This is a genomic window from Pseudoalteromonas rubra, assembly GCF_000967655.1.
In the GTDB taxonomy this organism is placed as follows: domain Bacteria; phylum Pseudomonadota; class Gammaproteobacteria; order Enterobacterales; family Alteromonadaceae; genus Pseudoalteromonas; species Pseudoalteromonas rubra_A.
In genome coordinates this window covers 82,267-93,358 of record NZ_JXYA01000022.1, presented here as the reverse complement: position 1 = coordinate 93,358, position 11,092 = coordinate 82,267, and the positions used below count along the sequence as shown (strand labels likewise).

The 11,092-nt window shown below is 50.1% G+C and carries 10 protein-coding genes; 8 read left to right on the top strand and 2 right to left on the bottom strand.

The window, feature by feature from the left end; translation table 11 throughout:
- From ftsY to TW77_RS11165, 7 genes are all read left to right on the top strand, one after another.
- Positions 1 to 1,065, top strand: a 1,065-nt coding sequence (gene ftsY / locus TW77_RS11195; protein ID WP_052713150.1) for a signal recognition particle-docking protein FtsY, incomplete at its 5' end; no start/stop codon positions are given.
- 113 nt (positions 1,066 to 1,178) lie between these two features.
- Positions 1,179 to 1,871 (top strand): cell division ATP-binding protein FtsE, encoded by a 693-nt coding sequence (gene ftsE, locus TW77_RS11190; protein WP_046005060.1) that lies wholly within the window; start codon positions 1,179 to 1,181, stop codon positions 1,869 to 1,871.
- Complete coding sequence (gene ftsX / locus TW77_RS11185) at positions 1,868 to 2,854, top strand: permease-like cell division protein FtsX (protein WP_046005059.1); 987 nt, start codon at positions 1,868 to 1,870, stop codon at positions 2,852 to 2,854. The genes ftsE and ftsX overlap by 4 nt, the downstream gene beginning before the upstream one ends.
- A 308-nt stretch (positions 2,855 to 3,162) precedes the next feature.
- Entirely contained in the window at positions 3,163 to 4,026 is an 864-nt protein-coding gene (gene rpoH, locus TW77_RS11180; RefSeq protein WP_046005058.1) for an RNA polymerase sigma factor RpoH, read from the top strand.
- Positions 4,027 to 4,161: 135 nt separating this feature from the next.
- Positions 4,162 to 4,899: a 1-acylglycerol-3-phosphate O-acyltransferase gene (locus tag TW77_RS11175; RefSeq protein ID WP_046005057.1), complete on the top strand. Its 738-nt coding sequence runs from the start codon at positions 4,162 to 4,164 to the stop codon at positions 4,897 to 4,899.
- Positions 4,874 to 5,209 carry a ribonuclease E inhibitor RraB gene (rraB, locus tag TW77_RS11170; RefSeq protein ID WP_010383227.1) on the top strand — a complete coding sequence of 112 codons (336 nt, stop codon included), beginning with the start codon at positions 4,874 to 4,876 and terminating at the stop codon, positions 5,207 to 5,209. Before TW77_RS11175 ends, rraB begins: the two co-directional genes overlap by 26 nt.
- A gap of 167 nt (positions 5,210 to 5,376) precedes the next feature.
- Positions 5,377 to 6,630, top strand: a complete 1,254-nt coding sequence (locus TW77_RS11165) for an HD-GYP domain-containing protein (RefSeq protein ID WP_046005065.1) — start codon at positions 5,377 to 5,379, stop codon at positions 6,628 to 6,630.
- Here TW77_RS11165 and TW77_RS11160 read toward each other — a convergent pair.
- Complete coding sequence (locus tag TW77_RS11160) at positions 6,590 to 6,901, bottom strand: hypothetical protein (protein ID WP_046005056.1); 312 nt, start codon at positions 6,899 to 6,901, stop codon at positions 6,590 to 6,592. The genes TW77_RS11165 and TW77_RS11160 overlap by 41 nt on opposite strands.
- A gap of 294 nt (positions 6,902 to 7,195) precedes the next feature.
- On the opposite strand from TW77_RS11160, the gene TW77_RS11155 reads away from it, so the two are divergent.
- Complete coding sequence (locus tag TW77_RS11155; RefSeq protein WP_046005055.1) at positions 7,196 to 8,452, top strand: outer membrane protein transport protein; 1,257 nt, start codon at positions 7,196 to 7,198, stop codon at positions 8,450 to 8,452.
- A 48-nt stretch (positions 8,453 to 8,500) separates the two neighbouring features.
- Here the strand turns inward: TW77_RS11155 and mutS are convergent, their stop codons facing one another.
- A complete protein-coding gene (gene mutS / locus TW77_RS11150) occupies positions 8,501 to 11,089 on the bottom strand; it encodes a DNA mismatch repair protein MutS (RefSeq protein ID WP_046005054.1) in 2,589 nt (862 codons plus the stop codon).
- Positions 11,090 to 11,092: the final 3 nt, after the last annotated feature.

The following is an 11,092-nucleotide window of genomic DNA, read 5'->3' as shown; positions in this document are numbered from 1 at the left end:
GAGCGTTTGGCCAAAGAGCAGGCAGAGCGTGAAGAAGCCGAGCGTTTAGCTAAAGAACAGGCAGAGCGTGAAGAAGCTGAACGGTTAGCCAAAGAGCAGGCCGAGCGTGAGGCTCAGGAACAGGAGAAGCCTAAAAAGAAAGGCTTCTTTGCGCGTCTTAAGCAGGGCTTGTTAAAAACCAAGACCAATATCGGCTCCGGTTTTGCCAATATTTTCCGTGGCAAGAAGATTGACGATGAACTGTTTGAAGATCTTGAAACCCAGCTCCTGACAGCGGATATAGGTGTTGATACCACCATGAAGCTGATCGACAGCCTGACCGATGCCGCAGATCGTAAACAGCTGAAAGACGGTGATGCCCTGTATGACCTGATGAAGCAGGAAATGGCAGATATTCTGAAAGAAGCTGAAAAACCGCTGGAGATCCCGGCTACTAAAAAGCCGTTTGTGATCTTGATGGTAGGGGTTAACGGTGTCGGTAAAACCACCACAATCGGTAAGATGGCTAAGCAGTTCCAGGCCCAGGGTAAGTCTGTGATGCTGGCCGCGGGTGATACCTTCCGTGCGGCGGCCGTTGAGCAGCTGCAAGTGTGGGGCGAGCGTAACGATATTCCTGTCATTGCTCAGCATACCGGCGCGGACAGTGCCTCGGTGGTGTTTGATGCCTTCCAGGCTGCGCAGGCCCGTGATGTGGACGTGCTGATTGCAGATACGGCAGGCCGACTGCAAAATAAAGATAACCTGATGCAGGAGCTGGAAAAAATAGCCCGGGTGATGAAAAAGCTCGATCCGGATGCGCCACACGAAGTGATGCTAACCATAGATGCAGGGACAGGTCAGAATGCCATCAGTCAGGTGAAGCTGTTTGATCAGGCCGTGGGCCTGACCGGTATCGCGCTGACTAAGCTGGATGGCACCGCAAAGGGCGGGGTGATCTTCGCCGTTGCCGATCAGTTCAAGGTGCCGATCCGCTACATTGGTGTGGGCGAAAGCATCGATGATCTACGCACCTTTAAGAGTGATGACTTTATTGAGGCATTATTTAGCCAGGAAAATCAGGACTGATAATCAGGGCTGATAACCAGGGCTGATAACCAGGGCTGATAACCAGATGTTTTTCCTGCATCGTGCGTCGGGAGCAGGAAAATCGGAAGTAGATAACAATAGCAGGGCAGGCAATGATCAAGTTTGAGCAAGTCAGTAAAACCTATCCCGGTGGTCACCGGGCGCTGGAAAAGGTCAGCTTTGAGCTTACTAAAGGTGAGCTGGCGTTTCTGACCGGTCACAGTGGTGCGGGTAAAAGTACCCTGCTTAAGTTGATCAGCCTGATGGAGCGTCCATCTGCCGGGCGGGTTGCGATCAATGGGGTCGACCTGAATCAAATCAAAAACAGTCAGGTGCCTTACATTCGCCGCGATATTGGTATTATTTTCCAGAATCATCGCCTGCTTGAGCGCTATAACGTGTTCGACAACGTGGCGCTACCGCTGGTAATTGAGGGCACGCACCATAAACATATGACCAAACGGGTGCATGCCGCGCTGGATAAAGTCGGCCTGTTAGATAAGGTAAAGTGTCAGCCGAGCACGTTATCCGGCGGTGAGCAGCAACGTGTTGGCATTGCCCGTGCGATTGTTAATTCGCCGCCTTTATTACTGGCGGATGAGCCAACCGGTAACCTGGATCCGGAATTGTCGATGGAAATTCTCAAACTGTTTGAGGACTTTAACCGCCATGGCACGTCAGTCCTGATTGCCACCCATGATCTGGGGCTGATCGCGCGGATGAAATATCGCAGCCTGACTTTGGATCACGGTCGCTTAATTCAGGATCCCTTGTTGGGATCTTCGCTGCCGGGAGACACGCTATGAGTTTACTGTTTAAAGGTCGCGGCACGCAAAACGACAAGCAAAGCAAGTCCGTGCTCCTCAAGTGTTATTTCTTCATTATTACCATCCTGCGCCAGGGCGTGCACAGTTTAGGCGAAATGTGGCGAACCCCAATGGCATCCATGATGACCATTTTGGTGTTGGGTCTGAGCCTGACGCTGCCAACCACACTGTATGTGGTGGTTAAAAACGTGCAAAAGGTCAGTAGTGGCTTTCAGGAAGCCGCCGAGATCTCTTTGTTTGTAAAAGAGAGTGTCAGCGAGCAGGCAACACAAACCCTGGTCAAGCGACTGGCACTTTACCCCGAAATAGACACTGTGAGCTTTATTGGCAAAGATAAAGCACTGGAAGAGTTCAAAACCATCTCCGGGTTTGGTCAGGCACTGGATTACCTCGAAGAAAACCCCTTGCCCAGTGTCGTACTGGTGACTCCAACGGTACGTCATCGCAGCGCTCAGGCTGCTAAGGCGTTGCTCAGCAAGCTGGAGCAGGAACGAGAGATTGAGTTTGGTAAGCTGGATATTGAGTGGCTGGAGCGTCTTAATGCCCTGCTCAGCCTGCTCAAAGAAAGCGTGATCACCATAGGCTTACTCCTGCTCACTGCCGTGGTGCTGATCATAGGTAACACCATTCGCCTGTCGATAATGGATAAGAAAGAAGAGATCCAGGTACTTAAATTGGTCGGCGCAACGAACACCTTTATTCACACGCCATTTCTGTGGACCGGGATCTGGTATGGGATCATTGGCGGATTAATTGCCTTTATATGCGTTATGCTGATGCTGTGGTGGTTAGAGTCTGCTGTTGCACTGGTGGTTGGCGTATATCAGAGCAACTTTGTGTTGCAGGGCCTGTCGGGCTCTGAGTTGTTGTGTTTGTTGCTGCTGGCAGTGGCGCTGGGCTTTGTTGGTTCCTTTTTGTCTGTGCAAAAGTACATAAAGGACATCGAACCGGATAAAGTGTAGGGCCGCCAAGTGGTTTCGTAGTGAGTGTGCTAAGCGAATTTGTTTTAGCACACTCGGTTGCTAAAATTAGCACTCTTTCCTGCCAAATTAGCACTGTCAGATAGCGCCGCAGGGTGAATCTGAACACGGGCTTACCATAATTGCTTTTTATCAATTAAATTAATCTTTAAAAATCAACGGCTTGCTTATTAATTAAAGTGTAATAATAAAAAACTTGATCTTTAAGGTGTAAAAGTAGTAGATTGCATTTAGCACTCTAAGGGAAAGAGTGCTAAAATTGGCAAAACGAATTATCACTGAGGTGAAAAATGAGTAAAGATATTTATGCAATGGCACTGACCGCTGGGCAACAAAGCGCGAGTATAGAAGGCTACCTACAATCGGTGAGCTCTATTCCGATGCTGGACGCTGAGCAGGAAAAAGCGCTGGCAACCCGCCTACATGAGGATGGGGACTTGCACGCAGCCAAGCAGCTCATTATCTCTCACTTACGATTTGTTGCGCATATTGCCAAAAGCTATTCCGGTTATGGCCTGCCTCAGGCAGACCTGATCCAGGAAGGCAATATCGGTCTGATGAAAGCGGTAAAGCGCTTCAATCCGACAGTGGGTGTGCGTCTGGTGTCGTTTGCAGTACACTGGATCAAAGCTGAAATCCACGAGTATGTGCTAAAAAATTGGCGTATCGTTAAAGTTGCGACAACCAAAGCACAACGTAAATTATTCTTCAACCTGCGCAAAAATAAAAAGCGTCTGGGCTGGTTCAACCAGGAAGAGATCACCACAGTTGCTAATGAGCTGGGTGTGAGCGAAAAAGAAGTGCGTGAAATGGAGTCGCGCATGAGTGGTCAGGACATGGGCTTTGACCTGACGGGAGATGATGACGACAATGCACCGAGCAGCAGCTTCTCACCGGTTCAGTACTTGACGGATGCCAGCAGTGATGTGGCTGAGGTGATTGAAGAAGAGCAGTGGCAGGAGCAGTCTCAGAACCGTCTTATTGCAGCAATGAAGACGCTGGATGAGCGCTCTCAGGACATCGTTGCCGCACGCTGGTTGTCGGAAGACAAAGCAACCTTGCAAGATCTGGCCGATAAATATCAGGTATCTGCTGAGCGTGTACGCCAGCTGGAAAAATCTGCAATGAAGAAACTACAGGCAGCAATGAGCTAATTGCCTAAGCCTGCTAAATAAATTTTGAAGTGCCGCTCAATCGAGCGGCATTTTTTATGGCTGTAACAAAATTGAGCTTACAAGTGTACGCCTATTTGATTATAATGCGCCGACTTGATAATAGGAGTCTCTATTTTGTTAGCTGTAGTTCGAATTCTGGCAATGGCGCTGTTTATCATCCTCAGTTGTCTGGCTGGCCTGACGTTGAGTCTGATCCGTCCTTTTCATGCCAATAACGTGCATGTGATTGCCTCCTGGTTTGGCAAAATGTCGCGTGTGATCGGGGTTAAACTTGAGATCTCGATAGACCCGGGCGCGAAAGATCTGGGTCCTGCGATGTACATTGCCAACCACCAAAATAATTATGACCTGTTCACTTTGCCTGCTGTGGTGCCGCACAACACGGTCAGTATGGGCAAGAAAAGCCTGAAATGGGTGCCATTTTTTGGCCAGTTATACTGGTTGTCCGGTAATATCCTGATCGACAGGGCAAATCGTAAAAAAGCGGTCGATACCCTGGATAAGTCGATTGCTAAAATTAAACAACGGGGTATGTCATTGTGGATGTTCCCGGAAGGGACACGCAGTTATGGCAGAGGATTACTGCCTTTTAAAACGGGTGCCTTTCATACCGCTTTAAGTGCGGATGTGCCAGTTGTACCGGTTTGTATGAATAATACGGCGGGGCAGATCAAGCTCAATCGCTGGGATAATGGCACGGTATACATCAATATTCTGGCGCCCATCGCTTTGGATAAAGACATTCCTGCACGTGAGCATGCAAAACAGATCCATGCTAAAATGGCGGAACATATTGCACAGTTAGACGAAAAAGTGAGAGCAGCAAGTGGAAAATTGGCAAGAGATCAGTGAAGACATCGTTGATTCGTTGTTAGAGGACGGGTCTAACCCGGATACTCTGTACGAAGTAGAGCATCATTTTGTCAGCGAAGAGTTCGAGAAGCTGGAACAGGCGGCACTGGCTGCATTTAAACTTGGCTATGATGTTGAAGATCCGGCGGAGCTCGAGCTGGAAGATGGCAGCAAAATTTGGGGCTTTGACGTGGTGGTTGAAGCCGAGCTGGATGCGGCGGTGATTATGGAAGATGTGACCAAGCTGGTTGAAATCGCCACGCATTGTGGCGTTGAGTACGATGGCTGGGGCACCTATTTCCAGGAGTAATTCAGCATCGCAACAATAGGCCAGAGCGCTGTTCTGCCCCTGGCCTGACACTTTTATTCATAAAACCTCATTCTTTTTTCTTAAACTGATACCAATTACTAGACAATTAAGTCTGGCCTATGCATATTAATGCAATTTACACTGCCGCCAGGCATCATGCGAGCGCTATGCGAGTCACCCTCCCTATTGAAGAGTTAAAACCCGGCATGTTTGTGGACAGCGTTCATAAACAAAAGTCAGGCGCTGAAGTTAAGATTAAATCCCGGGGTATGGTCCGGGATGAGGCTATCATTGCTCGCCTTGCCGCCAATGGGGTGGTTGAGCTCAATATCGACTTTGCTCAAAGTGATATTCCGGTTCCCGCTAAGTATCAGCAATCAGAGGTAAACGCTGAGCCTGAAGAGGCAGAGGCCAAAAGTCAGCCGGCACCGCAAAAAACCACCAAAGCGCCAAAAGTACAGCCCGACAAAGAAAAAGCCATCAGCCTGGAAGACGAATTTGCCAGTGCGGCCAGGCAGTTTGAACAGCACAACAAGCAGTTGCAAATGCTCTATGGCAACCTGGCATCTGGCATGCAGGTCGACATGACACTGATCAACGACATCAGCCAGGAAATTGTTGGCTCGGTGCTGAGAAATACCAATGCCATGGCGATTTTAACCCGGATCAAAGATAAAGAAGGCTTTAACTGGCGTCATATGATCAACTGCGCCATTTTAGTCACTGTGTTTGCAAAATATCTGGGGCTGGGCAAGAAGGTGATAGAGCAAATGGCCATCGGTGCCATGTTGCATGATGTGGGTCATACCAAAATACCTCAGGGGATCATCGATAAGCGCGGCCCGCTGAATAAGCTGGAAATGAAAACCATGCAGCGCCATGTTGCACAGTCGCTGGGGCTGACCCGTGACGCACCTGGGATCACCCCTTTAATGCTGGATATGATTGTCAGTCATCATGAGCGCCTGGATGGGAGTGGCTATCCCCGGCGCCTGCAGGGTATGCAGATCAGTAAAGCGGCGCGGATCATGGCCATTGTGGATGTCTATGAAGGCATGACGGCTGAGCGCCCGCACCGCGATGGAGACGAACCTCTGGTAGCACTGCGCTATTTATTGGCCAACAAAGCCCAGTTCGATCCTGTGCTGGTACAGCATTTTATTAAGTGTATTGGTGTGCATCCGGTTGGCACGATTGTAAAGCTGAGCAATGAGCGGCTGGCGTTAGTACTGGAAGGAAACCGGGGCGCACCGACGGCACCTAAAGTGCGGGTATTTTATAACACCAAACACATGCACCACATTACCGCCAAAGACATTGATTTAAATGAGCAAGATAAAATCAAGATAGCCTCAACGGTACGGCCACTTGATTACCAAATTAATTTATCCCGTCTGTTAAAAGATCACCTGCTTGCTTAAGCTTACGCTTTTGCCACTGCGCAGATAACAAGGCACCGGCAAGGCAGCTGGCCATCATTAGGATCCACACCAGAGTCCCTTTTTCAGTATGTAGCGCCAGGCAGCTGCACGCCAATGCCAGTAGAGCACTCAGTATTGCTGCCAGCCAGTAATGGTTGAGTGGATTGTCGCACTGTCCAGCACGCTTACAGGCGCAGTAGTTTGCTTTGCACAGGCTAAATACGCTGAGACCACAGAATGTCAGTGCACCGAACATTAAAACTGCCAGCATAGACCAAACCTCCCTTCAAGTGCCCTGTAATATCAAGGCGGTGAATATGGCTAAGAGTATATGTGAAGCGATGCTTTTATTCAATGGTAATGAGAATTAATATCGTTTAGTGGTGTAAATAGCTGGTTAGAGTATTTGCTCTTACTTCGATCCACGCTGTAAATAAAGTGCATTAAATGCCTTAATATTGCGCAATTGAGCTGTTAAAAGTGCTTAAAATGCGGATTTTTACTTTTGTTTTCTGTACTGTGGGGGCAATTTTTTATTCTTGTTGAATAACATTTGAGGTTGAGAATGAATACAGTACTACGCGCATTGGTAGCGACAGGTTTGATGGCGGCGTCTTCGCAGTCACTGGCAGCGGCATTTCAGCTGGCTGAGCAAAATGTTTCAGGGTTAGGCCGTGCCTATGCCGGTGAAGCCAGTGCCGCCGATGATGCGTCGGTTGTTGCACGTAACCCGGCGCTAATGGGCCAGTTTGAGGGCGTGCAGGTGAGCGCGGCGGCTATGTACGTTGAGCCAGATGTCAGCTTACAAGGCACATCGACCAACAATGGGCTACCTGCAAACCTGCTGGACGATAACAGCATTGCGCCAAGCGCCGTGGTGCCTGCCGTATTCATGACGGCACGTTTGAACGAGCAGTGGTCTGTCGGTGCGGGGGTCTACTCTCAATTTGGTTTGGCAACTGAGTTCGATAAAGACTATGTTGCCGGTCAGCTGGCAGGTGAGACCGAGATAGTCACGATCAATACGGGCGTCTCTGTGGCCTACGAAATTGACCCACAATGGACACTGGCACTGGGCCTGAATCATGTTTATGCCGATGCAAAAGTGATCCGTCATCTGGGTGCAAACCCATTACAGGCCCCGGCCAGCACAGAAGTGGTTAACCTGGAAGGGGACGACAGTGGCTATGGCTGGAACCTGGGTCTGAGCTATCAAATTGATGCTGACAACCGGTTGGGCTTTCATTATCGCAGCGAAACAGATATTACCTTTGACGGTCACTTCAGTAACCAGATCCCGGCATCCCTTGGCGGTACCAACGGCGTTGCGATGGCAGGTACTCTTGAGCTGACGCTTCCGGCAATAGCAGAAATTTCTGGTAGCCATAAACTGACTGAGCCAATGACGTTGCACTACAGCGTGTTGTGGACAGGCTGGAACAGCTTCCAGGAGCTTGAGGCACAAGTATCCGGTAAGCCTGTATTCAATAAACAGGAGTTGTTTGATAACTCATTGCGATTTGCTGTGGGTGGAGACTATCAGTGGAGCGAGTCTCTGAAGTTACGCGCAGGTCTTGCCTATGACAGCTCTCCGGCTAATGAGTCGCACATGTCTATCTCCATTCCGGACACTGATCGTACCTGGTACTCATTCGGTGCTGAGTATCAACTGAGCGAAGCGGCGAGTGTGGACTTAGGGTTGAGTATTCTGCGCGGTAAAACGCAGACTTTTGTTGAAAAAGATGCGCTGGGCAGCGAGTGGGGCTTTAAGTCAAAAGGCCACGCGACGGTGGTTGGTGTGCAGTATAATCACAGCTTCTAATATCTGCATGAAATGAAAAAAGCGGCTGGTAAGCCGCTTTTTTTATAACTAAAGAAGTGCCTTTAATTGATAGATCAGGTCATGGGCGGCACGAGGTGACAGCTCATCCGGGTCAATCTCCTCGAGCATTTTCTCAACTTCAGAGGGCTCGCTGACCAGCGGCAGGCTCTGTTGCATCTGAGGTGCTGATGAGGTTGATTGGGGACTTTCGACCACACTCTGGTGTTGCTCCAGCAAGGTCAGTTTACGCTTTGCCATGGCCAGTACCGCTTTGGGTACTCCTGCCAGTCCGGCGACCTGCAAACCAAAACTTTTACTGGCGGCGCCTTCCATGACCGTGTGTTTAAACGCAATGGTGTCGTTGTGCTCAACGGCATCCAGGTGCACATTGACCAGGCCAGATTGCTGTTCAGCCAGTTCTGTTAGCTCAAAATAATGGGTGGCAAACAGCGTTTTGGCGGCTATCTTACCGGCCAGATAGTCGGCGGTCGCATAAGCCAAAGAGAGACCATCGTAGGTACTGGTCCCCCGGCCAATTTCGTCCATTAAGACCAGAGACTGCGCCGTTGCATTGTTCAGTATGGTGGCGGTTTCGGTCATTTCGACCATAAAGGTGGAGCGTCCGGAAGCCAGGTCATCACTGGCGCCAATGCGAGTGAAGATACGGTCGACTTTACCTATTTGCGCAGCGCTGGCAGGAACATAGCTGCCAATATGCGCCATCAGCACGATCAGCGCTGTCTGGCGCATATACGTCGATTTACCACCCATGTTGGGACCTGTGATGATCAGCATCTTGCGATCCGCGTTGAGGTGAACCGGGTTGGCAATAAAAGGCTCTTTGCTGACCTGCTCAACGACCGGGTGACGACCAGCTTCGATGTGGATCTCATCGCCATTGCTGAGTTCCGGCTTACAGTAATCCAGGGTTTGTGCCCGCTCTGCCAGGGTATTGAGCACGTCTAAATCGGCCAGCGCCGCCGCCATGGTTTGAAGCTGCTCGATATACGGTGCAATCAAAGTAAACAGCTCTTCATACAGCTGCTTTTCAAGCGCCAGTGCTTTGCTCTGACTGCCCAGGACTTTGTCTTCATGCTCTTTGAGCTCAGGAATGATATAGCGCTCGTTGTTTTTCAGTGTCTGACGACGAATATACTCGGGCGGCGCCAGGTGTGAGTTGGCTTTGCTGATCTCAATATAAAAGCCATGTACTTTGTTGTAACCAATTTTCAGTGTGCTGATCCCGGTGCGCTCTCGTTCACGCTCTTCTAGCTGATCCAGCACATCGGTGGCCCCTTCGCTGAGCGCGCGCCATTCATCCAGCTCACTGTTGTAGCCGGGGGCAATTACACCGCCATCGCGGATCAGTACCGGTGGGTTATCTATGATAGCGCGTTCCAGCAAATCCTGAAGCTTTGGCAAAGTCGGAGAATGTGCGCGGATCTTCTGCAACCGGGGATCGCTGCTTTCTCCCAACAGGTGATGCAACGGGGGCAGTGCCTGCAATGCATTACGCAGTCGCGTTAAGTCTCTTGGTCGGGCATTACACAGGGCAAGGCGAGCAACCACACGTTCGATATCGCCAATCTGGCGCAGCGCGTCATAGACCTCGATATTGAGCTGGGATTCAATCAGGCTGGCGATGGCATTAAGCCTGGCATTAAGCTCGTCACGGTTACGCACTGGCGTATGAATACGGCGTTTTAACAGCCGCGAGCCCATCGGCGTGGCGGTTTTATCCAGCACTTGTGCCAGCGTGTTTTCGATACTGCCAGACAGGTTAACGGTTAGTTCGAGGTTTTTACGCGTGGCGGCATCGAGAATAACTGCGTGTTCGTTTTTCTCCAGCGTAATGGCCCGAATATGTGGCAGTGCGGTGCGCTGTGTATCTTTCACATATTGCATCACACATCCGGCTGCAATTAGTCCGGCTTTTGCCTCGGCAACACCAAATCCAATCAGGTCTTGTGTGCCAAATTGCTGGCAAAGCAAATGGGTAGCTGTATCGAGATCAAACTCCCAATCCGGACGGCGTCTGGCCCCTTTTACTTGCTCAAGGACTAGCAAATTGCTGAATGATTCGGGGTAGAGCAGCTCCGCCGGCTGTAATCTTTGTAGTGTTGAGGTAAGTGCCTCATCGGTGGCCAGCTCAACAATGTTAAAACGTCCGGAGTTGATGTCTAAGTACGCGACACCATACTGCTGCTTGTCTTGCCACAGCGCAGCCAGCAGGTTGTCCTGACGCTCTTGCAACAGGGCTTCATCGGTCACCGTACCCGGTGTAACGATGCGTACTACTTTACGCTCAACAGGCCCTTTGCTGGTAGCAGGGTCGCCAACCTGCTCACAGATAGCCACAGACTCACCCATCTGCACCAGCCGGGCGAGATAATTCTCAACAGCATGATAAGGGACGCCCGCCATTGGGATCGGTGCGCCGCCGGCTTTACCTCGGTGGGTCTGTGAAATGTCCAGTAACTGGGCGGCGCGAATGGCGTCATCAAAGAACAGCTCGTAGAAATCACCCATACGATAAAACAGCAGAATATCCGGGTGTTGCGCTTTGATCCTAAGATACTGCTGCATCATAGGGGTTTGTTGTTTTATAGTATGTTCGGAATAAAGATCTAACGACATTAC

What these genes read in the sequence shown, in the direction of transcription:
- TW77_RS11165 (WP_046005065.1), top strand. Translation starts at nt 5,377, where the DNA reads ATGCGAGTCACCCTCCCTATTGAAGAGTTAAAACCCGGCATGTTTGTG.
- ftsE (WP_046005060.1), top strand. Translation starts at nt 1,179, where the DNA reads ATGATCAAGTTTGAGCAAGTCAGTAAAACCTATCCCGGTGGTCACCGG.
- TW77_RS11160 (WP_046005056.1), bottom strand. Translation starts at nt 6,901, where the DNA reads ATGCTGGCAGTTTTAATGTTCGGTGCACTGACATTCTGTGGTCTCAGC.
- rpoH (WP_046005058.1), top strand. Translation starts at nt 3,163, where the DNA reads ATGAGTAAAGATATTTATGCAATGGCACTGACCGCTGGGCAACAAAGC.
- ftsX (WP_046005059.1), top strand. Translation starts at nt 1,868, where the DNA reads ATGAGTTTACTGTTTAAAGGTCGCGGCACGCAAAACGACAAGCAAAGC.
- TW77_RS11155 (WP_046005055.1), top strand. Translation starts at nt 7,196, where the DNA reads ATGAATACAGTACTACGCGCATTGGTAGCGACAGGTTTGATGGCGGCG.
- mutS (WP_046005054.1), bottom strand. Translation starts at nt 11,089, where the DNA reads ATGTCGTTAGATCTTTATTCCGAACATACTATAAAACAACAAACCCCT.